Origin of the sequence: Rhodococcus sp. C1, from assembly GCF_020809065.1 — a bacterium.
Classification (GTDB): domain Bacteria; phylum Actinomycetota; class Actinomycetes; order Mycobacteriales; family Mycobacteriaceae; genus Rhodococcus_F; species Rhodococcus_F qingshengii.
On sequence record NZ_CP078080.1, the window covers coordinates 2,381,698 to 2,403,211 of the forward strand.

The window sequence follows — 21,514 nt, forward strand, 5'->3', positions numbered from 1 at the left end:
GGAAGGTGAGCTTCTAGCGCAGCGCGAACAAGGTGTCGCCGCGCTGTTCCAGAATCGTCTCGCCCGCACTGGCGAGCACGATCGGTGTCGCCGTCTCACCGCGGTCGACTGCGATCATGCGCTGAACCGCTCCGTCCGACGGACTGACGGCTGCAATGCCGCCCGGAACGGGGATGAGCATCTGACCGGCAACCATGCTTCCGGGCCCGGACGTTCCGTTGACGATCCACGTCGGAGCCAGGTCGCTCAGGCGCAGGTTGACGGTCTGCGAGCCGGTCCACCACGTGATCGAAGCCTTGTCGGCGTGGGTGCGGGCCCCTTCGGTCACCGCTCCCTCGATCGGATAGTCGACGATCGGATTGCCGGTTCCGTCGAAAATGGTGATGCGAGAGACGGTTCCGTTGGCGGCAGGGAGGTAGACGGCCGTCTTCTCGCCGGCCACGGCCAGCAGGCGGGCGCCCTCGGAGTCGAGGAGAATCGAGGATCCGTACTCTTCGGGTTCCTGGGCGTCCTTGGGTGCGGGATTCATCACCGTCAACCTGTTGGAGGCTTCACCGGGGCAGCGCTCGAGTACCGAGACTCGGTTGGCGCTCGATGCAGCGTCGAGCAGCGTGCATCCGGTGCGGGGTTGCTTGTTGGGGTTGACCTTCGCGTCGACCCGGCCGTACTCGAGGGTTCGGACGAGGTCCGAGCGCCACAGTTCCATTCGCTCAGTGCCGCGCGAAATCAGGTAGGTGCCGTCCGCTGAAAGGCTGACCGCGGAATCGGCGTCGCTGTTGCGCTGGTCCTTTCGGGCGCCGGTGTCGGCGACCAGCGACGTGACCTGAGAGCAACCGCGATCGTCCTGATAGACGCTGACGACGCGATCCCACGAACCGATCGCGCCGCACAGCGGAATGTTGCGCGCGTATCGCCACACTTCTTCGCCCGTTGCCGGATCGCGGCCGATCACCTCGGAGCCGTCGGCGGTGACGACGGCATTTCCGACGGTGATCGGTGCCGTCGAGTCGGCACTGGGAGATTCCCACGTCTGCTTCAGGATGTCGGGTAACAACACCGACGTCGACAGAGGTGGGAGTGGAGATTCAGCGGTGACCGAGGTGGTTCCGCGCGCATCACTGCGCAACCACACAACGGTCACCGCCACGATTACGGCCAGCGCGATTGCCAGCGCACCGATCACATCTGAGCGAGTACGCCTTTCGGGAGCCAGCACATCGGCAGCTTACTCTGCGGCGCCTGCCGTCGCGGAAGCCGCGGGGCGACGACGCCGACGGCGACGCGGCTTGGCCGCTCCGTCTTCGTCCGAGTTGTCGGCAGCGGTTGCCGCGGGTGCCGAAGGGGGAGCTGTGGTGGCGCCGGCGGTGGTGGACGTCGCGGCGTCGGTCGAAGCGCCGGCGCGGGTGCGGCGACGGGTCCGGTTGCGGCGGGGAGCGGCCTTCTCTTCGTTGCCGTCCGAGTCGGTCGACTTCGGCGCGTCTGCTTTGTCCGTTGCTGCTTTGTCCGTTGCTGCCTTCTCAGGGGCGGCCTTGGCCTTGCGAACAGTGCCCTTGGCATCGGCCGGAATGGACAACTCTTCGTAGAGGTGCGGCGAGCTGGAGTAGGTCTCGACCGGGTCGGGGATTCCGAGGCTCAGTGCCTTGTCGATGAGCTGCCAGCGAGGGATGTCGTCCCAGTCGACCAGCGTGACGGCGATGCCGGTGCGTCCGGCGCGGCCGGTACGACCGATGCGGTGGACGTAGGTCTTCTCGTCCTCGGGGCACTGGTAGTTGATGACGTGGGTGACGTCGTCGATGTCGATACCGCGGGCAGCGACGTCGGTGGCGACCAGAACGTCGACCTTGCCGTTACGGAAGCCCTTCAGCGCCTTTTCACGGGCGATCTGGCCGAGGTCACCGTGGACGGCACCGACGGAGAAGCCGCGCTCGGCGAGATCGTCGGCGACTTTCTGGGCTGTGCGCTTGGTGCGGGTGAAGATCATCGTCGCGCCGCGGCCTTCGGCCTGCAGAACACGGGCGACCATCTCGGCCTTGTCGAGCGCGTGTGCACGGTAGATGTGCTGGCTGGTGCGATCGTGCACCGCGGAGGATTCGGCCTCTTCGGCGCGGATGTGCGTCGGCTGCGTCAGGAAGGTGCGAGCCAGGGTGATGATCGGGCCGGGCATCGTCGCGGAGAAGAGCATCGTCTGACGCTTGTCGGGGACCATGCCCATGAGGCGTTCGATGTCGGGGAGGAATCCCAGGTCGAGCATTTCGTCGGCCTCGTCGAGGACGAGAACGCCCACCTTGCCCAGGATCAGGTGCGACTGGTTGGCGAGGTCGAGCAGGCGACCCGGGGTGCCGACGACAACGTCGACGCCCTTCTGGAGTGCCGAGATCTGCGCCTCGTACGGACGGCCGCCGTAGATGGGCAGAACCTGGAGACCGCGGTCGCCGACGCGGAGGTACTTGCTGGCGTTCTCGAGGTCGCGGGCGACCTGGATGCACAGCTCGCGGGTGGGAACGATGATCAGAGCGCGGGGCGTGCCGTCGAGAACAGCCGTGCCGTTCTCGGCGGTGACGATGCGATGCAGGAGCGGGACGCCGAAACCGAAGGTCTTGCCCATTCCGGTGCGGGCCTGACCGATGAGGTCGTCACCGGCGAGAGCCAACGGAAGGGTGAGTTCCTGGATGGCGAAGGTGCGCTCGATGCCGATCTCGTTCAGTGCGCGGACGATTTCGTCGCGGACACCGAGTTCGGCGAAGCTCGGGGGTACATGGGTGTCGTCGAGCTGGACGGAAACGGTGTTCTCGGTTGCTTCGTCTTCGTGGTCGACAGTGATCTTGCTCAGGGGACTAGCCTTTCCTCGTGGCGGTACGCACGCACAAGGTAAGGGGCCAGGCCGTAAGTCGGCCGATGTCGATGCCCTCTTTTTCTTCGGTCATGCCTACGCCTCAGCACTGAATTCCACTCGGACGAATTCGAACCGTCCGGAGATCTCGGCGAAGCGGGCGACAACCGTCGATGCAGGTGCGCGCACATTATCGGTGGGGTTCGTGTGAATACAGCCGTCCCGGCTAACCAAATGGCCCGGGGGAACTGGCGAACTCCCAAGACCATTGTAGCTGCACGTTGTCCGTCCCTCGCGATGACATGTCGAAGATCACCGAATCGGACATGCGGTCCTTGCCGGTCGCGTCGGCCGTCGAAGCACTACAGTTCGTAGTCATGGGCGCACACGATCTTGATGCTTCGACGGACGCTGGAACCGGAGGCCGAGTCGCTTCCGATCACCCTGGCGTGATCGATTTGTTTGCCGTTCTCGCGTATGGCGAGATTTCGGCGTTCTACCGTTTGGCGGAGGACGCACAAATGGCACCGGACCTGCGAGGCAAGGTGGCGTTCGCCAGCATGGCCGCCGCCGAGATGGACCACTTCGAGACTCTGGAAACGGCGTTGACGGAACGTGGCCACGAGATCTTCACCGTCATGGACCCGTTCGTTCGAGCTCTCGACAACTACCACGCGTCGACGACACCGTCGACGTGGCTGGAATCGCTCGTGAAGGCGTACGTCGGCGACGGAATCGCTGCCGACTTCTATCGCGAGATCGGGCACTCCCTCCCGGCGGATGTCGCGGAAATCGTCGAGGACGTGCTGTCCCAGACGGGCCACTCGGAGTTCGTGGTGCTCGAGGTGAAGGCAGCAGTGGAGGCCAGTACTCGCGCCAAGGACCGGTTGATGCTGTGGGGACGCCGTCTTCTGGGCGAAGCAATCACGCAGGCACAGTTCGTGCTGGCGCAGCGTGAAGATCTCACCGATCTGGTGATCTCCGCCTCCGGCGACCTCAACGGAGTTGTCGCGTTGTTCGACGGCATGCAGGCAAAGCATGCCGAGCGGATGGCGATTCTCGGACTCGTCTAGGTGCCTGTTCGCTCTGGGCACAGCGTGCAGAGGAGCGTGGGCGGTCGTTGCTGCATTAGCCTTGCGTCGACAACGGATGTAATTCACGAACAGTTCGGAGGTTGACCGTGGAGGTCAAGATCGGTGTAATCGACAGCCCGCGTGAGCTCATCGTCAACAGCGAACAGACCCCTGACGAGGTCGAGACACTGGTCGCGGCTGTCCTCGGTGGCCGCGAGCCGGTTCTGGCTCTCGTCGACGACAAGGGCCGCAAGTTCCTGGTGCAGGCTTCTCGTGTGGCGTACGTGGAGATCGGTCCGTCCGATATCCGCAAGGTCGGATTCGCGCCTACCGTCTGACGCGTAGCTGTAACAGCAGAATGGGCGGGCAGTCGTGAGACTGCCCGCCCATTCTCGTTCGGGTTCCGGTTACTTCGTTTCGGCTTGCAGCGGCACGTGTGAGAGACCGCCCCACGCGAGGGTCACGGTGATTTCCACGGCTTCTTCCTTCGGGATCGGCCGCGCGGCCTCGAGCCAGTACCGCGCAGTGAACTGGCTGGCACCGACAAGACCGACCGCAAGGATGCGCGCGCGGTACGGATCGAGTCCGGAATCCTGACTCACCAGGTCGAACACAGCGTCGACGCAGGCTTCGGTGGCTTGTTCGACGCGTGTCTGGACCTGAGGTTCGCCCATGATGTCGGACTCGAACACCAGGCGGAAGCCCTGGGAGTCGTTGTCGACGAAGTCGAAGAACGCCTGGACCGCGGCGCGGACACGCTGTTTGTTGTCCGTCGTCGATCGCAGGGCCTGGCGTACACCCGAGATGAGGCTGTCGACGTAACTCTGCAGGACTGCGACGTACAGTTCGAGTTTGCCTGGGAAATGTTGGTACAGAACTGGCTTGCTGACACCGGCACATTCGGCGATCTCGTCCATGCCGGCCGAGTGGTACCCGTTCGCAACGAATACCTCACTTGCAGCTGCGAGGAGCTGGAGGCGGCGCGCATCGCGGGGGAGGCGGGTGCTGCGACGTGTTCCGGCAGGCTTGCCAGCCGTTGTACCGCGATCGGAGTCAGTCCGATCCGCGAGTTCTGTCATGTCGCTTCCAATCTGAGCAAAAGTAATTCGGTCGGCGCGCGGATCCGCGAGTCGCGTGTGCGTACCCGCCAGTATCCTCCGTCACACCGGTCGTAGCCGAATGAACGATACCGTGTGTCGCCCGGGCGAGTCGCGCGTGCCTCGGTGAGCGAGACCAGCGGTCTTTCTCGTTACAGGACGGGCTGCCATGACACGCCAGGACCAGCAAGTTTCGGTCAGCCCGGGCGAGCGACTTGCCGTGTGTGAGATTCTGGACGACGTGACTGACCCAGGGGGACCGCGCATGCGTGGACGAACTACGCAGAACCCTGAACGTGAGGAACGTCGAATGCGTAGCGGAACTGGAGCGCCTCGCGACGAACGTCGGCCGGAGGTGCCGGATGATCGTGCCTACGGCGAACGCGACTATCGCGGCATTTCCTCCCATCAGCCTTTGCGCGCCCAATGGGATCCGACCAAACGAGAAGTGGGCCGAACCCCGCGTAATCCGCGACCGGACCGGGCAGCGCGAAAGCAGAGCAAGCTCGGGCGCTTCGTCTCGACCTACGGTTGGCGGGCCTACGCGATTCCGGTTCTCGTGGTGCTCACCATTCTTGTGATCGTCGATGCGGTGCGGCCGGACGCCACAGACTCCGCGAGCAAGACGTCGGCCACCGCCGACCTCGCGCACAGCACCGACGGAACCGATGTCATCGGTGCCCCACCGGCCGGAGACGGAACTTTTGCCTCGTCGATACCGTCCGGTGCCCTTCCCGACGGTGGTCCGTTCACCGTCGCGGGGGGTGGAACGTGGCACGTCGTACCAGGTACGACGGGCAAGGTCGGACAGGGAACCGAACGCGAGTTCACGTACACGGTCGAGATCGAGGACGGCGTCGACACGACCGGCTTCGGCGGAGACGAATCGTACGGACGCATGGTCGACCAGACACTGGCCAATCCGAAGAGTTGGACCAACGATCCCAAGGTCGCGTTCCGGCGCGTCGACGCCGGCGAGCCGGACTTCCGGATCTCCTTGACCTCACAGATGACGATCCGCGAAGGCTGTGGATACGAAATCGAACTCGAAGGATCCTGCTACAACCCGAGCATGGACCGAGTCCTGCTCAACGAACCGCGATGGGTGCGAGGCGCCATTTCGTTCCAGGGCGACATCGGCTCGTATCGGCAGTATCAGATCAATCACGAGGTCGGCCATGCCATCGGATACGCCGCTCATCAGCCGTGCGAGACCGAAGGCGGACTCGCACCGATCATGATGCAGCAGACCTTCGGAACCGCGAACAACGACATCGCTAGGCTTGATCCCGAGGGCGTCGTTCCGATGAACGGACTCACGTGCCGCTTCAATCCGTGGCCGTACCCCCGAGCGTGACCGGATCGAGAATCCCTGATCTCGTCTTGAACTAGGAGTGTTTCGCGGTGTCTGCAACACCCGTCGTATTGCCACCACTGGTGGAGCCGGCAGCCGAGTTGAGCCGGGAGGAAGTTGCCCGATACAGCCGGCACCTGATCATCCCGAACGTAGGCATGACCGGTCAGAAGCGGCTCAAGAATGCACGAGTCCTGTTCATCGGCGCCGGTGGATTGGGTTCACCGGCACTGCTCTACCTCGCGGCCGCAGGAGTGGGCACCATCGGGATCGTCGAGTTCGACGAGGTCGACATGTCGAACCTGCAGCGTCAGGTGATTCACGGACGCTCCGACGTCGGACGCCCGAAGGCGCTCAGCGCGAAGGAGTCGATTCTCGAAATCAACGAGCACGTCGACGTCCGGTTGCACGAGTTCCGCCTGGACAACTCCAACGCGGTCGAACTGTTCTCCGAGTACGACCTGATCCTGGACGGTACGGACAACTTCGCGACGCGGTACCTCGTCAACGATGCTGCCGTCATCGCGGGAAAGCCGTACGTGTGGGGCTCGATCTACCGCTTCGAAGGGCAGGTCTCGGTCTTCTGGGAAGACGCCCCGGACGGCGCGGGACTGAACTATCGCGATCTTTACCCGGAGGCGCCGCCGCCAGGCATGGTCCCCTCGTGCGCCGAGGGTGGTGTGCTCGGAGTCCTGCCTGCGACCGTCGGTTCGATCATGGCGACCGAGGCGGTCAAGCTCATCACGGGGATCGGCGAACCGCTTCTCGGACGCCTGATGATCTACGACGCACTTGCGATGACGTTCCGGACGATCCGCCTTCAGCGTGATCCGACCCGCGTGCCGGTCACCGCCTTGATCGACTACGACGCGTTCTGCGGTGTCGTGTCCGAAGAGGCGAGTGCCGCTGCTGTCGGTTCGACGATCACGGCGCCCGAACTGGAGGCCATGATCGGCGAGGGACGGTCGATCGAGCTGGTCGACGTACGAGAACCGGTTGAATGGGACATCATGCATCTGCCGGGGGCCGTGCTGATCCCGAAGGACCGCCTCCTGTCCGGTGAAGCTCTGGCGACGTTGCCGCAGAACAAGCAGATAGTGCTGTACTGCAAAACCGGCATTCGTTCCGCCGAGGCACTCGCATTTCTCAAGAACGCCGGTTTCTCCGACGCGGTCCACGTTCAAGGCGGCGCGATCGCCTGGGCGAACCAGGTGGATGCGAGTCTGCCGGTCTACTAGGCGCGCCTCGCGGGAGGCGGCGCCGCGCACCGGTAGCGTTGGGGTGTGAGCACAGGCCAACCTCCCCAGCACGTGTGCTCCACCTTCGGCCTCCGTGAAGTCGATCCCATCCCACTCGGTGCGGATTGGGACGGCGGGTGGCTGTGTGGAGACGTTGTCCTTTCAGCAGTCGCGGATCATGCCCGCGCAGCGTGGTCGGCGAAGGTGCGAGAGAACCTCGAAGTCGACGGCGTTCGGCTGGCTCGACCGGTGCGTTCGACCGACGGTCGTTACGTCGTCTCGGGCTGGCGTGCCGACACCTTCATCGTCGGATCGCCGGAACCACGTCACGACGAAGTGGTCTCGATGTCCTGCCGACTGCATGCGGCGACGGCCTCGCTCGAGCGCCCGCGCTTCCTTGCGCAACCGCCCGTGCCGCCGTGGGCCGAGGTCGACGTATTCGTCGCCGCTGATCGCGCGGCATGGGAAACGGTTCCGCTGAGGATCGCGAAGGGCGTCGAGCAACTCGAGACGCCCACTCCTGACGGTCGCAAGAGTCTGGAACTGATCGCCGGGCTCGCTACTTTGCGTAAGCCGGTGCAGAGCCCGGACCAGCTCGTGCACGGCGATCTGTTCGGGACAGTGCTGTTCTCGGGCAGTATGGCGCCCGGAATCACCGACATCACGCCGTATTGGCGGCCGGCTGCGTGGGCCGCCGCCGTCGCTGTGGTCGACGCGATCTCGTGGGGCGGTGCCGACGAGGCACTGGTCGGCCGGTGGGAAGATCTCCCCGAGTGGCCGCAGATGCTTCTACGTGCGGTGATGTTCCGCTTGGCGGTTCATGTTCTGCATCCTCGCTCGACGGCGGACGCGTTCCCGGGGTTGGCCCGTACGTCCGACATCGTGCGCTTGCTGCTCTAGATCGGGGCGCCGGTACCGAAGTCCGAGACCAGGCCCTCGAACAGCTCGCGTGCGGCGTTCGAGGCGGCCACGGTGTTCCCGTCGACGACAGCGTTGACGAGGTTCGCGTGCTGCGAGTGGAATCCTTCGCCGGTTGCATCGATGTGCTGTTGGATCGTGGTCTCGATGACCGGGAGCAGGGAGTCGTAGAACTCCAGGTAGACCTCGTTGTGGCTGGCCGCGACGATTGCTCGGTGCAGGGCGACGTCCGCGGTGGTGGCAGCGTCGACGTCCTGACCCTCCCATGACGCGGTGCGAAGCTCCAGTAGCCGCGTCAGTTCGGCGATGTCGTCTTCGGTTCGCCGTGCGGCGGCGAGGGTGGCTGCAGTGATGTCGAGTGCGCGCCGAAGTTCGAGTACATCCCGCTGGTGGGCACCGGCAAAGTAGTTGCCGAGAGTGCCACCGAGGTCGGAGACAGCAACGACGTAGGTGCCCGATCCCTGACGACGTTCCAGCATTCCGGCGTGTACGAGCGCCTGGACCGCCTCGCGCACGGTATTGCGACCGGTCCCGGTCAGCTCCGACAGTTCCGGTTCGGTGGGGATTTTGGAACCGATCGGCCAGGTTCCGCTCCGGATCTCGTTGCGGAGTTGTTCGGTGACCTGCGAGATGAGACTTGCGCGTCGAACGGGTTGCACGTGGTTGTTTCCTCGGGTCCGGGTAAGTGGTGTGAATGTGACGTTAGATTACCGCGCTTGTGCGAGTTCATCCGGTCATCCTATGATTTGCCGGTGACTGCTCAACTGGAGAGAACCGAAACCCGCTCGTTGATACAAGGCCGTGTGCTCGTCTTCGCTGCGATTGCGATGTCTGCGCTCGTACTTCGACTTGCGGTGACCTCGTTCTCGCCTTTGGCGGCCGAGATTCGCGACGAGATCGGCTTCTCCGCCTCGATCGTCGGTGTCTTCGGCATGGTTCCGACCGCAATGTTCGCCATCTTCGGTCTCATCACTCCCGCCATCGCGAAACGTATCGGGCTCGAGCGGACGGCCCTCGTCGCGATGCTCATGGCCGGCGTCGGAATGCTGTTGCGCGCCATGATGTCTCAGACATGGTCGTTGCTGGCCCTCTCGGCTCTGGCACTGGCAGGCATGGGAATCGGCAATGTCGTGATCCCGCCGTTGGTCAAGCGGTACTTCTCGGATCGCCTCGCCACCATGAGTTCGGTCTACATCGTGGCCGTGCAGATCGGCACCATCGTTCCGGCGTTCGTCGCAGTCCCCGTTGCCGACACCTTCGGGTGGCGGTTCTCGATCGGCTGGTGGTCCGCCTTCGGCTTCGCCGCAGCAGTGCCGTGGTTGATCACCCTCGCTCGCTCGCGCAAGGCTCGCGCGAACGAAGCCGGGTCCGTCGAGAATTCATCGGATTCGGTTGCGGCAGTGGCAGAACAGCCACGCGGTCAGGTCTGGCGTTCTCCCGTGGCCTGGGGGATGGCCGGCATGTTCGGCATGACCTCACTGATCACGTATTCGATGTTCACGTGGATTCCCTCGATCCTTCGTGACGCCGGAGCCAGTGACGCCTTCGGCGGAACGATGGTCGGAATGTTCTCGGTGATCGGGCTCGTCGCAGCTTTCGGTGCACCGACGCTGTGCGCCCGCATGGCCAATCCCTTCCCTGTCGTGATCGCGTGTGCCGTCTGCTACCTGGTCGGCATGGGCGGGCTGTACTTTGCCCCGATGGCGGCGCCGGTCGTGTGGGTTGTCGTCCTGGGCCTCGGTCCGAGCACGTTCCCGATGTCGCTCACGCTGATCAACCTGCGTACTCGTTCGCACATCGGTTCCTCGGCACTGTCCGGCTTCACTCAGGGCATCGGCTACTCCGTTGCCTGCCTCGGTCCGCTCCTGTTCGGCGTTTTCCACGACGTGTCCGGTGGATACGCTGCGCCGTTCGGCCTGCTCGTCGTCGCTGTGATCGTGGTGCTCCTGGGCGCCTACCAGGCATGCAAGCCTCGGATGCTCGAGGATTCCTGGCACGCACCTGCGAAAAACTAGCTCACACCCGGTCTTGTTACCGGGTGAGGATCAATTGACTTCGCGGTCATCGCACGCAGCACCGGCGCAATAACCGTTTTCTACCTTTGGGTCTCCAACATATTCAGGAGGCCCTGGTGAGTCATTACATCGAGCATTGGGATGCAGAGGACGTCGACGCCTGGGAATCCGGCGGCAAGGACATCGCGAAGCGGAACCTGATCTGGTCAGTGGTAGCCGAACACGTCGGCTTCTCGATCTGGTCGATCTGGTCCGTGATGGTGTTGTTCATGCCGACGGATATCTACGGCATCGACGCGGCCGGAAAGTTCTTCCTCGTCGCAGTGCCCACACTTGTCGGGTCGGTCCTCCGCATTCCCTACACGGTTGCCACCGCACGGTTCGGCGGTCGTAACTGGACCGTCATGAGTGCGCTGTTCCTCTTCGTACCAACACTTCTCACGCTCTACCTGATGATGAACCCGGGTGCGTCGTACACCACGTTCATGTTGGTAGCGGCCACTGCAGGTATCGGCGGCGGCAACTTCGCGTCGTCGATGACCAACATCAATGCCTTCTACCCGCAACGCCTCAAGGGGTGGGCGCTCGGTCTCAATGCCGGCGGCGGCAACATCGGTGTGCCGATGATTCAGCTGATCGGTCTGCTGGTGATCGCCACCGTCGGTAACCGCGCTCCGTGGATCGTCTGCGCCGTCTATCTCGTGTTCATTGCGGCCGCCGCCGTCGGTGCCGCGCTGTTCATGGACAACCTGGGCAACCAGAAGTCGGACCTGCGCTCCATGGCCAAGGCACTCAGGTTCTCCGAGTCGTGGGTGATCAGCTTCCTGTACATCGGTACGTTCGGTTCCTTCATCGGATTCAGCTTCGCCTTCGGTCAGGTTCTGCAGATCAACTTCCTCGCCGGCGGTGCCACTCCGGCCGCGGCGGCGCTGCATGCAGCACAGATCGCCTTCATCGGACCACTCCTCGGTTCGATCGCCCGGCCGCTCGGTGGCAAACTGGCCGACCGCATCGGCGGCGGCAAGATCACCATGTGGACGTTTGTCGCCATGGCATTCGCGGCATCGATACTCGTGACGGCCGGAACGATGGACGACAACACCGCTGGCGTCGCCAGCGCCGGGATCATGGTGACATTCGTTCTCGGCTTCATCGCCCTGTTCCTGCTCTCGGGCATCGGAAACGGATCCGTCTACAAGATGATCCCGGCGATCTTCGAGGCGAAGGCTCAGAGCTTCGATCACATGGATCGAAGCGAGAAGGCAACGTGGTCGCGCAGTATCTCCGGCGCTCTCATCGGATTTGCCGGTGCGGTAGGCGGTTTGGGCGGCGTCGGCATCAACCTGGTGCTGCGCGCGTCGTACAGCAGCCCCGCGAAGTCGGCGACCATGGCCTTCTGGGTGTTCCTGGCCTTCTACATCGCCTGCATCGCAGTCACCTGGTTCGTCTTCCTGCGCAAGCCGTCGACGCTGACCACAGACGTCGACGAGGCGAAGGTCGCAGTCACGGCGTGAGCGGTCCGCAGAATCTCAGAACTATCTCGTACCTCAGGAAGTAGGCGTCATGAGCAAGTCGGTTGTTGTCATCGGACACGGAATGGTCGGACACCGATTCGTCGAGGCACTGCGTTCGCGCGACGAAGCGAACAACTGGTCGGTGACCGTACTCTGCGACGAGCAGTACGCGGCGTACGACCGAGTCGGGCTGTCCTCGTACGTCGGAGCGTGGGACCCCAAGGAACTGGCACTGGCCGGCAACGATTACGTCGGCGACAGCCTGGTCGACCTCCGTGTGGGGGAGGGCGCGCTCGCGATCGACAAAGATGCACGCACGGTCACGACGACAACCGGCGAGACGATCTCCTACGACGCTCTGGTGATGGCGACCGGTTCGTATCCGTTCGTGCCCCCCGTACCGGGGCACGACGGCGACGGATGTTTTGTCTACCGCACCCTCGACGACCTCGACGGTATCCGGGCCGCCGCCGAGAAGGCTGGTCCTGGCGCTGTCGGCGTCGTGGTGGGCGGAGGTTTGCTTGGACTCGAGGCCGCAAATGCTCTCTCGCTCATGGGGATGACGGCACACGTCGTCGAGCACAATGCGCGATTGATGCCGATGCAGGTCGACGAGGGTGGCGGCGCACTGCTCGCTCGCCTCGTCACCGAACTCGGGCTCACTGTCCACACCGGTGTCGGGACGGCGGGAATTTCGCAGGCCGACAACGGAATCGTGGTCGAACTCTCCGACGGCTCCACCATCGACGCCGCGCTGCTCGTCTTCTCCGCCGGAGTACGTCCGCGTGATCAGCTGGCCCGCGACGCCGGGATCGCAGTGGGGGAGCGCGGTGGCATCCTGACCGACCTCGGCTGCGTGACTTCGGACGAGAACGTCTACGCAGTCGGCGAATGTGCTGCGGTGGAAGGCCGTTGCTACGGTCTGGTCGCTCCCGGTTACACGACGGCCGAGATCGTGGCCGATCGTCTGCTCGGCGGCGCCGCGGATTTCCCGGGCGCGGACATGTCCACCAAGCTCAAGCTCATGGGCGTCGACGTCGCCAGTTTCGGTGACGCGATGGCGACCTCACCGGGCGCCCTCGAAGTCGTCCTCAGCGACGCGTCCAAGGGGACGTACGCAAAGCTCGTGGTCTCCGACGACGCGAAGATCCTGCTCGGCGGCATTCTTGTCGGTGACGCATCGGCCTACGCGTCGCTGCGCCCGCTGGTCGGTCGCGAACTACCCGGTGACCCGGCGACATTGATCTCGCCTGCGGGGGAGAAGCCGGGTGCAGGCTCGCTGCCCGACGACGCCGAGGTGTGCTCGTGCAACGCCGTGACGAAGGGAGCCATCTGCGGTGCAATCGCAGCCGGCGCATGCGACATCGCTTCGGTGAAGGCGTGCACCAGCGCCGGAACCACTTGTGGCGGTTGCCTTCCCACCGTGAAGCAGCTGCTGGCCGATTCCGGCGTCGTGATGTCGAAGGCACTGTGCGAACATTTCGCGCAGTCGCGGGCCGAGTTGTTCCAGATCGTCCAGTCGACGCAGACCAGAACTTTCTCGGCGCTGATCGCCAAGTACGGCAAGGGCGCCGGTTGCGACATCTGCAAGCCCGTAGTCGCTTCGATTCTGGCCTCGACGGACTCCGATCACATCCTGCACCGCCAGCAGGCGTCGTTGCAGGACACCAACGATCACTTCCTCGCGAACATCCAGAAGAACGGTACGTACTCCGTGGTACCTCGGATGCCGGGCGGCGAGGTCACGGGTGAGCAACTCATCGTCATCGGAGAAGTCGCGCGAGACTTCGGCTTGTACACGAAGGTGACCGGCGGTCAGCGCATCGACTTGTTCGGTGCCCGCGTCGAACAGTTGCCCGCGATCTGGAAGCGCCTCGTCGACGCCGGGATGGAATCGGGTCAGGCGTACGGCAAGTCCCTCCGGACGGTCAAGAGTTGCGTCGGTTCGAGTTGGTGCCGCTACGGTGTCCAGGATTCGGTGGGTATGGCCGTCGACCTCGAGAATCGCTACCGCGGTCTGCGTTCGCCGCACAAGATCAAGTTCGGCGTCTCGGGTTGCGCCCGTGAATGTGCCGAAGCGCGAGGCAAGGACGTCGGCGTCATCGCGACGGAGAACGGTTGGAATCTGTATGTGGGCGGTAACGGCGGACAGTCGCCCAAACACGCTCAGTTGCTTGCCGGAGGCCTCGACGACGCGACCTTGGTCAAGTACATCGACCGCTACCTCATGTTCTACATCCGTACTGCCGATCGCCTCCAGCGCACGGCGCCGTGGGTCGAATCACTCGAAGGCGGACTTGATCACCTCAAGGCCGTGATTTGTGAAGACAGCCTGGGTATCGGCGAAGAACTCGAGGCACTGATGGCCAAGCACGTCGAGGGTTACCAGGACGAATGGGCCGGTGTGCTGGGTGATCCGGAGAAATTGTCGAGGTTCGTCTCGTTCGTCAACGCACCGGAAGAAGCCGACCCGACGGTTGTGTTCGACGAGACCGGAGTGCGCAAGGTTCCGGTCCTGATGGGCATGCCGAGCATCCCCACGCGCCGGTAATAGTCGCGTAACCCGTGGGAAACACGGGATCCGTAGAAACGTAGACAAGAACCCGCGCGACGTTGTCGCCGGATCGACAGGAGGACTTCGATGAGTGTCATCGATGCGCAGATCGCCAAGCTGGATTCGGATCGACTCGAATGGACGTCGGCCTGCCCGCTGAGCCATCTGATCCCTGGGCGCGGAGTTGCCGTGCTTCTTCGCGGCGGCGAGCAGGTGGCACTGTTCCTACTCGAGGACGGCACACTCCGGGCTGTCAGCAACTTCGATCCGTACGGCCGCGCCGCGGTGATGTCTCGCGGACTCGTCGGCGACCGGGACGGTGAACCGATCGTGGTCTCGCCACTGCTCAAGCAGGCGTTCTCGCTGGTCGACGGCCGGGCGCTGGACGACTTGTCGGTTGCGCTGCCGGTGTACGGCGTTCGCGTGTGGGCTGGAGTCGTTCAGGTACACAGCTTGCAGATGCAGGGCGTTCGCTCGACTGTCTCCGATGCAGTCTCGTGAGTGACGACATGCCGTTGGCTGGATTCACGGTAGGTATCACTGCTTCGCGCCGCGCCGAGGAGTTCGCGACCTTGCTGACTCGTCGGGGAGCGGATGTCGTTCACGCTCCGGCGATTCGAATCATTCCGTTGGCCGACGACCGTGAGCTCGAAAGGGTGACACAGCAGATCATCTCGGATCCTCCCGAGGTGGTTGTCGCCACCACCGGGATCGGATTCCGGGGTTGGCTGGAAGCCGCCGACGGATGGGGCGAAGCCGAAAGTCTCGGTTCTGCGCTCGGTTCGGCTCGTCTACTCGCGCGAGGACCGAAGGCCAAGGGAGCAATCCGCGCGGCCGACCTTCGTGAGGAATGGTCACCGGCATCCGAGTCTTCCGCCGAGGTGCTCGAACATCTTCTGGCAGAAGGTGTCTCGGGAAAGCGGATCGCTGTACAACTGCATGGTGCGACCACCGAGTGGGAGCCGATTCCCGACTTCTGTCAGGTGTTGCGCGAGGCCGGCGCCGAGGTCATCGCGGTGCCCGTCTATCGATGGGAACCGCCGGAGGATCCGACGCTGCTCGACCGGATGATCGACGCCATAGCGTCAGCCGGAATCGACGCCGTCAGTTTCACCAGTGCACCGGCCGTAGCCTCGATGTTGATGCGCGCCGACAAGACCGGGGATCTCGGAGACATTCTCGACGCGATGCGGGGTCCGGTGGCGGCCATGTGCGTCGGCCCGGTCACCTCGGCGCCGCTCGAAGCCTTGAATGTACCGACCACAGCCCCGGCGCGGGCACGTCTGGGCGCGCTCGCGAGACACATCGTCGACGAACTCCCGCAGCGAGCCAACAAGATTCAAGCCGGCGAACACGAAATCAGCATTCGCGGCGGTTGCGTAGTCGTGGACGGTGAAGTGAAGCAATTGCCGCCGGCTGCGATGTCGTTGATCCGCACTCTCGGTGCGAGTCCCGGTCGAGTCGTCTCCCGCGACGAACTTCTGGCTTCTCTTCCCGGCGGCGGCGGCGACACCCACGCCGTCGAGACCGCCGTCGCCCGATTGCGCGCGTGCCTCGGTGCGCCCAAAGCCGTTCAGACGGTGGTCAAGCGGGGCTATCGACTTGCCCTCGACCCCGGCGACTACGTACAGAATCCCGGTGACTATGCAACGCGATGACGATGTACTCGTACTGGTAGCTCACGGCACGCGTAGTGCACGTGGCGTGGAAATGGTTGCCGCCCTGGCCGAAGCCGTCGGCACGCGCGTCGGACGCACGCGCGTTGCCTTTGTCGATGTGCTCGGTCCGTCAGCTTCGGAAGTCCTCCGGGACACTCCGGGGCGAGCGATTCTCGTACCGGCGTTCCTGGCGTCCGGCTACCACGTTCACACCGATGTTCGACGCGAAGTGACGCTCAGTGAGCACTCGGCTGTGAGTGTGACGCCCGCACTCGGACCCGATCCGGCGCTTGCGCGCGTGCTGCTCCGACGCTTGACCGAGGCGGGGTGGAATCCGGGTGACGCGATAGTGCTTGCTGCCGCCGGGTCCTCCGATGCGCGGGCGCTGCGAGACGTCGAGCGTGCTGCGCTGATGCTTGCCGAAGCGGCGGGGACTCGTGTCGACATCGGGTACATCGCGACCGGGGAGCCGAAGGTAGCCGATGTTGTTGCAGCAGCACGCGTTCGCGGCGCGAAGCGAGTTTTTGTCGCCTCGTACCTCCTCGCGCACGGGCTGTTCCACGAAAGGTTGCACGCTGCAGGAGCCGATGGTGTGACCGAACCGCTCGGCGTCGATCCGGGAGTGGTGGACCTTGTCGTGAATCGGTATGAGAGTGCGCGAAGGGAACTAGTATCGCTGCATGACGTCTCACTCCGTAACGCCGACGTATGCCGACCTGGTCGCAGCAGTTCGTGAATCCGACGTCAAGGCACAGGCTCTCATCGGTGCACTGACCGAAGAGCAGGCGCGGGAGCCCTCCGGGCTCCCCGGGTGGAGTCGGGGACACGTCGTGACGCACATGTCGCGCAACGCCGACGCGCTGGGCAGATTTGTTGCCGGCGTGCAGGGCGGCGAATCGGGGGAGATGTATCCAGGGGGGCCGGATGCGCGCAATGCTGCAATCGAAGAGGGCGCAGATCGCCCGGCTGAATTGTTGGCCCTCGACTACCGCTTCTCGGGAACGAGGCTGGTCGACGCGTTGTGCGAGATCCCGACAGATCGACTGGACACACCGGTGCCGTGGCGCAAACCTGTGACGGCATTCGATCTACCGATCCTGCGCTGGAACGAGATCGAAATTCACCTGATGGACCTCGACATCGGTTACACCTGCCACGACTGGCCTGCCGAGTTCGTGGAATTCACTCTCGCCAGTCAGTTGGGCGCACTCGAGACGGCGGTCCCGGGTGTACGAGTGCCGTCGCTGTCCGACGCGGAGACCTTGGCCTGGTTGGTCGGGAGGCCGACGAGGGTGGGGCTGCCGACTCTCCCTGCCTGGCCGTTCTGAGATGCAGCCGTTCTGAGATGCAGCCGTTCTGAGATGCAGCCGTTCTGAGAGTTAGAACAGGGTGGGGGCGCTCACGTCGTTGCGTGCTTGGGCCAATCGCGCACTCCACCTTTTCACCAACCACATCTCGACGATCTCGGGTTGGGTGCCGGCGGCATAGGCCCAGCTGTCGAGAAGTTCGCAGTACCGGCGGTAGCGACGCGTCGTGAAGCCGGTGACGGAAGGATCCTCGAGCCAGCCCTCGTGGATGAGCGTCGAGACTCCGTACTGGTCGATCATCTGAGCGCGTCGGCCTTCGTCCTGTACGCCCACTGCCCACATGAAAGCGGCCATCAGCGATACCCCGACACCGGGGGTGAGTGGCCACCCGGACCAGGTGTCGCGCCGGACGACGGGCATCGACTTGTTTTTCGAGCAGTGATCGAGAATGGCTGTGATCTGGGTCAGCGGATCCTCGTCCTCGCGGTGATGGGGATTGAAGACGTTGGGGAACCGCCGTGTGAACCGTCGGCTCTCGTGCGAGCCCTGCCAGGCCGCGCAGAGAAACAGTAGTCCGAGGCCGTCGTGCTGGGCGACAACGAGATCGCTCGACGGGCGAAGGTCGTTGCGTTGAACGATGGCTCGGCCTTCGGTGATCACTTTGCCGTCGAGATCACGCCCGCGCAGGCTGATGGTGTGGCCGGCGTCCTTCAGGTGGGCGTTCCACCAATCCAGGTCGACGGTGGCTTCGTCGTCGAGGACGTGCAGTGGAAAGGTGCGGGAGCGGCACCACTCGACCAATGCGTCCGGCGGTTCGAATCCTTCGTCGACACGATTCATGGCGCGATGATCCCACGAGTCGCCGACAGTAATTCGTGCGACGCGCAGTCCACCGGGATGGAACCGGACACTCGCGGTACGCTCCGCTCATGAAATTCGCGTCCTCGCAGGTGCGGTCGGCGCTGTGGACGGTAGCCATCGCTTTGGCGGCCACGAGTCTGAGCGGATGTATCGGTGCCGTCGATCGGATGGATTTCGACAATCAGATGCGCGAACGTGGCGGTGGGATGACGTCGGAGTTGGTGCGAGGCGGGTTCGACAGCCTCGCACATAGATACGGCGTCGACGCGGTATCGGTGACCAGCATCGACATCAGCCCGATCGAGACGCTCGGAGTCACCGTTCGAGACCCCGGGAAGCCGACCCAGCTCGACAGATTCTCTTTCGACGGAGTCATTCTCGGCGAGCCGAGCCCCGTGCAAGTCAGTGTCACCGACGATCTCGATGCACGATCGTTCACGCTGGATCAAGTGCCGACATTGACGAACCTCGAGAAGTTGGTCGACGACGCGCTGGAGAACAGCGGTGTCGACGACGGCGAAGTCACCGGGATCTCGGTCAGTCGCACCGAGGCGATTCGCGCATCCGTGATGGTGGAATCTCCACGCTCGCGGGCGCTGGTGGTCTTCGAGCCTGACGGAACTCCCTTCCTGGTGCACCCGCTGTGAGCCGCCGTATCGCTCCGTTGCTGATCTCCGTAGTGGTGATCGTGGTCGTGGGAATCTTTGCTGCACTACTGTCTTCGGTGATCTGGCCAGGACAGGTCGCTCATTTGGCGCCGATTTTCTGTGAAGCTCCCACATCGAGCGCGATGGTCGTCTCGGATACCTTTTCCGACGGCGACGGTACGTCCACCAATTTCACGCTGTATTGCGTCGGACCGCGCGGTCAGACCGTTGATGCCGGGTGGCTGCTGCCGTTCTTGGTGCTGTGGGGCGTGTATTCGCTGGTGCTTGCGATAGTGGTCGGCGTGGTCGGGGTCAACCGGCGTAGGCGCCCAAACGACTGACCCGATCAGCGTGGGAGGACAACCACTTCGGCGACGGCATCGTCTTCCGCGTGTGGCGGAACGAGTGCAAACGCGGAGCGCCCGATCAACCCCGCCAGGTGTGCGGTACGTACAGACGGTTCGGCGCGCCAGCGACCGTCGGCGGATTGTGTGACCGGCAGTAGGCGTACCGCATCGGAAGTCACCGCAGCGGCGTTCTCGATGATGCCGAGCAGTCGCGGTGGTGTGTCGCTTCCCGTCAAGGCGGCCACGACGGTGGGCAGCATCGTCAACAGGGTGGTCACTGCGGCGTACGGGTTGCCGGGGAGGCCGAGAACCACCCGACCACTGGGCAGGACAGCCGTTATCTGAGATCCGCCCGGGCGCGAGGCGACTCGCCCGACAATCGTGCGAGCGCCGAGTCGATCGAGCGCACTGCGCATTTCGTCGGCAGCGCCGCCGCCCGTGGCACCAATGACAACAAGCAGGTCCTGTTCAGTCGCATCCGCCAGTACACGCTCGAAACTGTCGGCCGTGTCCCTCAGGTGCGAATCCGCCACGCACCGTACGCCGTTGCTTTCCAGTAGGTAGGGGAGAATCCCACCGACGGAGTCGCGGGTCTGACCTTCACGCAGTGGACCGGTCCGCCGGATCTCGTCGCCGGTGACTGTCACGCGTGCCCGTACCGGACCACGGACGAGGGCGTCGAACACTTCACCGCTGGCAGCTGCGGAGACCACCGCCGGAGTCACCGCGGTACCAGTCGGGGCGATCGTGAATCCGGTGGTCCAATCTTCCCCTCGTGGTCGAGCGTCGTTGCGGTGCGGCGCATCCGGCAGTCTCCGTACCATCCGAGATGGCTCGTCGACGGACAGATACTCGTCACGAATCACCGAGGTGGCGCCGAGGGGCAGGTGTGCTCCCGTGGCAATGCGAATCGCTTCGCCTTCACCGAGTTCGAGTTGCCCGTCGGCGCCCGCGATACGGATCTCGGTGCGGATTCGCCAGGGACCCTCGCCGGAGACGGCGTACCCGTCCATCGCCGAGACATCGGATCGAGGAAGATCACCCAGGGCGACGAGAGGCTGCGCGAGCGTTGCTCCGAGACTGTCGGCGAGGGCGGCCCGGTGTGGTGACAATGCTGTCAGTGAGTTCCTGACGGCGGCGCGTGCTTGCTCGATTGTCAGGCGCGGATGGTTTCGCGCGCGGTCGATGTCCGCCGGTGTGTCGCAGTCAGTGGTGCCAGTGACACGCAGCGTCGAGAACGGTTCGGTGACAATCGCTTTCATAGGTTGATTCTCCAACCCCGAACTCTCCCGCAATGTGGACAGGCGTTGCCGGAGCTCGCGAAATGTCCACGCGGAGAGCAGGAATTGGGTTCGGTTGTTCTCGTCCACGGCACACGTCACCGGACTGTCCGTCGACGTGGCAGCTATCAAAGCGTCGACTGATACGGCCTCGATGTGCGGCAGATCGGACGCCAGGACCACCACCACGGCGTCGTCGGGTAACCGGGTCGCAGACAATCCGGCCCAGATCGCCTCGACAGGGCCGGCTCCGGCCGGAGTTTCCTGAGTTTGAGTGATGCCAGGATCAAGTTCAGGGCGATGTGGACCGACCACGACGACGGCGTCCAGATGCGCCGTCGCTGAAAGCGCGATGTCGAGGAGCCTGCGGCCGTGAACGAGCAGGCCGGGTTTGTCGACACCACCCATTCGGGTCCCGCGACCACCCGCCAGAATGAGGGCGGCGGTCGGCGGCGTGACGGTCATACCTCCATGCTGCCCCATCGCCCGCGTCACGACGACCGGTGACACGTGAATCAGAAGTGATACCGAGCTTTCTTCAGGTCGATCCGACCGTCCTTGATCGGCACGCCTTCGAGTTCGAGCTTGGCGATCTGACGATGAGCCAGGTGCGCCGACGGTTTGCCGGAGGCGCCGAGAACCCGATGCCACGGCAGGTCGGCAGAGTCCGTTCGCATGATCCAACCGACCGTGCGAGCACTGGAAAGTCCTGCAGCATCAGCGATATCGCCGTACGTCGCCACGAAACCGGCCGGAATCGACGCGATGAGGCGCCGTACCTCTTCGATCTGCTCTTCGGTGGTGGCTGCCATGTCGGTTCC

The 21,514-nt window shown here is 64.0% G+C and carries 21 protein-coding genes; 14 read left to right on the plus strand and 7 right to left on the minus strand.

Annotation, left to right across the window (positions count from 1 at the left end):
* Positions 1-13: 13 nt before the first annotated feature.
* A complete protein-coding gene (locus KTR60_RS10985; protein WP_039973208.1) occupies positions 14-1,216 on the minus strand; it encodes a PQQ-binding-like beta-propeller repeat protein in 1,203 nt (400 codons plus the stop codon).
* 9 nt (positions 1,217-1,225) lie between these two features.
* On the minus strand, positions 1,226-2,830 hold the full coding sequence (locus KTR60_RS10990; protein WP_039973209.1) for a DEAD/DEAH box helicase: 1,605 nt from the start codon (positions 2,828-2,830) through the stop codon (positions 1,226-1,228).
* 377 nt (positions 2,831-3,207) lie between these two features.
* On the opposite strand from KTR60_RS10990, the gene KTR60_RS10995 reads away from it, so the two are divergent.
* Both KTR60_RS10995 and KTR60_RS11000 read left to right on the plus strand, forming a co-directional pair.
* Positions 3,208-3,903 carry a ferritin-like fold-containing protein gene (locus KTR60_RS10995; RefSeq protein ID WP_039973220.1) on the plus strand — a complete coding sequence of 232 codons (696 nt, stop codon included), beginning with the start codon at positions 3,208-3,210 and terminating at the stop codon, positions 3,901-3,903.
* A 107-nt stretch (positions 3,904-4,010) separates the two neighbouring features.
* The gene (locus KTR60_RS11000; RefSeq protein ID WP_003942312.1) at positions 4,011-4,241 is read left to right on the plus strand and encodes a DUF3107 domain-containing protein; all 231 of its coding nucleotides are present in this window, start codon (positions 4,011-4,013) and stop codon (positions 4,239-4,241) included.
* Positions 4,242-4,310: 69 nt separating this feature from the next.
* Here KTR60_RS11000 and KTR60_RS11005 read toward each other — a convergent pair whose 3' ends face one another.
* Positions 4,311-4,982 carry a TetR/AcrR family transcriptional regulator gene (locus tag KTR60_RS11005; RefSeq protein WP_003942309.1) on the minus strand — a complete coding sequence of 224 codons (672 nt, stop codon included), beginning with the start codon at positions 4,980-4,982 and terminating at the stop codon, positions 4,311-4,313.
* Positions 4,983-5,310: 328 nt separating this feature from the next.
* On the opposite strand from KTR60_RS11005, the gene KTR60_RS11010 reads away from it, so the two are divergent.
* Genes KTR60_RS11010 through KTR60_RS11020 form a run of 3 tightly spaced genes read left to right on the plus strand, consistent with a single transcriptional unit; the run spans position 5,311 to position 8,492 of the window.
* Positions 5,311-6,357, plus strand: a complete 1,047-nt coding sequence (locus KTR60_RS11010) for a DUF3152 domain-containing protein (RefSeq protein ID WP_007731223.1) — start codon at positions 5,311-5,313, stop codon at positions 6,355-6,357.
* Between the two features lie 47 nt (positions 6,358-6,404).
* On the plus strand, positions 6,405-7,592 hold the full coding sequence (gene moeZ / locus KTR60_RS11015; RefSeq protein WP_007731225.1) for an adenylyltransferase/sulfurtransferase MoeZ: 1,188 nt from the start codon (positions 6,405-6,407) through the stop codon (positions 7,590-7,592).
* A gap of 45 nt (positions 7,593-7,637) precedes the next feature.
* The gene (locus KTR60_RS11020; RefSeq protein WP_007731227.1) at positions 7,638-8,492 is read left to right on the plus strand and encodes a TIGR02569 family protein; all 855 of its coding nucleotides are present in this window, start codon (positions 7,638-7,640) and stop codon (positions 8,490-8,492) included.
* On the opposite strand, the gene KTR60_RS11025 is transcribed toward KTR60_RS11020, so the two are convergent.
* The gene (locus KTR60_RS11025) at positions 8,489-9,169 is read right to left on the minus strand and encodes a FadR/GntR family transcriptional regulator (protein ID WP_003942319.1); all 681 of its coding nucleotides are present in this window, start codon (positions 9,167-9,169) and stop codon (positions 8,489-8,491) included. The two genes, KTR60_RS11020 and KTR60_RS11025, sit on opposite strands and share 4 nt — an antisense overlap.
* A 93-nt stretch (positions 9,170-9,262) precedes the next feature.
* Between KTR60_RS11025 and KTR60_RS11030 the strand changes: the two genes are divergently transcribed.
* The 7 genes from KTR60_RS11030 to KTR60_RS11060 all read left to right on the plus strand — a co-directional run bounded on the left by KTR60_RS11030 (position 9,263) and on the right by KTR60_RS11060 (position 17,579).
* Positions 9,263-10,525 carry an MFS transporter gene (locus tag KTR60_RS11030; RefSeq protein ID WP_007731230.1) on the plus strand — a complete coding sequence of 421 codons (1,263 nt, stop codon included), beginning with the start codon at positions 9,263-9,265 and terminating at the stop codon, positions 10,523-10,525.
* A 113-nt stretch (positions 10,526-10,638) separates the two neighbouring features.
* Positions 10,639-12,039, plus strand: a complete 1,401-nt coding sequence (locus tag KTR60_RS11035) for an MFS transporter (protein ID WP_085998905.1) — start codon at positions 10,639-10,641, stop codon at positions 12,037-12,039.
* Between the two features lie 49 nt (positions 12,040-12,088).
* Complete coding sequence (gene nirB / locus KTR60_RS11040) at positions 12,089-14,590, plus strand: nitrite reductase large subunit NirB (RefSeq protein ID WP_003942314.1); 2,502 nt, start codon at positions 12,089-12,091, stop codon at positions 14,588-14,590.
* A gap of 90 nt (positions 14,591-14,680) precedes the next feature.
* Positions 14,681-15,094, plus strand: a complete 414-nt coding sequence (nirD, locus tag KTR60_RS11045) for a nitrite reductase small subunit NirD (protein ID WP_007731236.1) — start codon at positions 14,681-14,683, stop codon at positions 15,092-15,094.
* A complete protein-coding gene (locus tag KTR60_RS11050; RefSeq protein ID WP_007731238.1) occupies positions 15,091-16,251 on the plus strand; it encodes a uroporphyrinogen-III synthase in 1,161 nt (386 codons plus the stop codon). The genes nirD and KTR60_RS11050 overlap by 4 nt, the downstream gene beginning before the upstream one ends.
* A complete protein-coding gene (locus KTR60_RS11055; RefSeq protein WP_228402271.1) occupies positions 16,238-16,987 on the plus strand; it encodes a sirohydrochlorin chelatase in 750 nt (249 codons plus the stop codon). The genes KTR60_RS11050 and KTR60_RS11055 overlap by 14 nt, the downstream gene beginning before the upstream one ends.
* Positions 16,932-17,579: a maleylpyruvate isomerase family mycothiol-dependent enzyme gene (locus tag KTR60_RS11060; RefSeq protein ID WP_007731241.1), complete on the plus strand. Its 648-nt coding sequence runs from the start codon at positions 16,932-16,934 to the stop codon at positions 17,577-17,579. Before KTR60_RS11055 ends, KTR60_RS11060 begins: the two co-directional genes overlap by 56 nt.
* A gap of 51 nt (positions 17,580-17,630) precedes the next feature.
* On the opposite strand, the gene KTR60_RS11065 is transcribed toward KTR60_RS11060, so the two are convergent.
* The gene (locus KTR60_RS11065; protein WP_003942311.1) at positions 17,631-18,398 is read right to left on the minus strand and encodes a hypothetical protein; all 768 of its coding nucleotides are present in this window, start codon (positions 18,396-18,398) and stop codon (positions 17,631-17,633) included.
* Positions 18,399-18,487: 89 nt separating this feature from the next.
* Between KTR60_RS11065 and KTR60_RS11070 the strand changes: the two genes are divergently transcribed.
* Together KTR60_RS11070 and KTR60_RS11075 are read left to right on the plus strand one after the other, a co-directional pair.
* On the plus strand, positions 18,488-19,066 hold the full coding sequence (locus KTR60_RS11070) for a hypothetical protein (RefSeq protein ID WP_007731242.1): 579 nt from the start codon (positions 18,488-18,490) through the stop codon (positions 19,064-19,066).
* Positions 19,063-19,407 carry a hypothetical protein gene (locus KTR60_RS11075; protein ID WP_007731243.1) on the plus strand — a complete coding sequence of 115 codons (345 nt, stop codon included), beginning with the start codon at positions 19,063-19,065 and terminating at the stop codon, positions 19,405-19,407. The genes KTR60_RS11070 and KTR60_RS11075 overlap by 4 nt, the downstream gene beginning before the upstream one ends.
* Before the next feature lie 5 nt (positions 19,408-19,412).
* Here KTR60_RS11075 and KTR60_RS11080 read toward each other — a convergent pair whose 3' ends face one another.
* Complete coding sequence (locus tag KTR60_RS11080; RefSeq protein WP_007731244.1) at positions 19,413-21,158, minus strand: NTP transferase domain-containing protein; 1,746 nt, start codon at positions 21,156-21,158, stop codon at positions 19,413-19,415.
* 50 nt (positions 21,159-21,208) lie between these two features.
* Entirely contained in the window at positions 21,209-21,505 is a 297-nt protein-coding gene (locus tag KTR60_RS11085; RefSeq protein ID WP_003942322.1) for an MGMT family protein, read from the minus strand.
* Positions 21,506-21,514: the final 9 nt, after the last annotated feature.

What these genes read in the sequence shown, in the direction of transcription:
- KTR60_RS10995 (WP_039973220.1), top strand. Translation starts at nt 3,208, where the DNA reads ATGGGCGCACACGATCTTGATGCTTCGACGGACGCTGGAACCGGAGGC.
- KTR60_RS11005 (WP_003942309.1), bottom strand. Translation starts at nt 4,982, where the DNA reads ATGACAGAACTCGCGGATCGGACTGACTCCGATCGCGGTACAACGGCT.
- KTR60_RS11010 (WP_007731223.1), top strand. Translation starts at nt 5,311, where the DNA reads ATGCGTAGCGGAACTGGAGCGCCTCGCGACGAACGTCGGCCGGAGGTG.
- nirB (WP_003942314.1), top strand. Translation starts at nt 12,089, where the DNA reads ATGAGCAAGTCGGTTGTTGTCATCGGACACGGAATGGTCGGACACCGA.
- nirD (WP_007731236.1), top strand. Translation starts at nt 14,681, where the DNA reads ATGAGTGTCATCGATGCGCAGATCGCCAAGCTGGATTCGGATCGACTC.
- KTR60_RS11055 (WP_228402271.1), top strand. Translation starts at nt 16,238, where the DNA reads ATGCAACGCGATGACGATGTACTCGTACTGGTAGCTCACGGCACGCGT.
- KTR60_RS11060 (WP_007731241.1), top strand. Translation starts at nt 16,932, where the DNA reads ATGACGTCTCACTCCGTAACGCCGACGTATGCCGACCTGGTCGCAGCA.
- KTR60_RS11065 (WP_003942311.1), bottom strand. Translation starts at nt 18,398, where the DNA reads ATGAATCGTGTCGACGAAGGATTCGAACCGCCGGACGCATTGGTCGAG.
- KTR60_RS11070 (WP_007731242.1), top strand. Translation starts at nt 18,488, where the DNA reads ATGAAATTCGCGTCCTCGCAGGTGCGGTCGGCGCTGTGGACGGTAGCC.
- KTR60_RS11080 (WP_007731244.1), bottom strand. Translation starts at nt 21,158, where the DNA reads ATGACCGTCACGCCGCCGACCGCCGCCCTCATTCTGGCGGGTGGTCGC.
- KTR60_RS11085 (WP_003942322.1), bottom strand. Translation starts at nt 21,505, where the DNA reads ATGGCAGCCACCACCGAAGAGCAGATCGAAGAGGTACGGCGCCTCATC.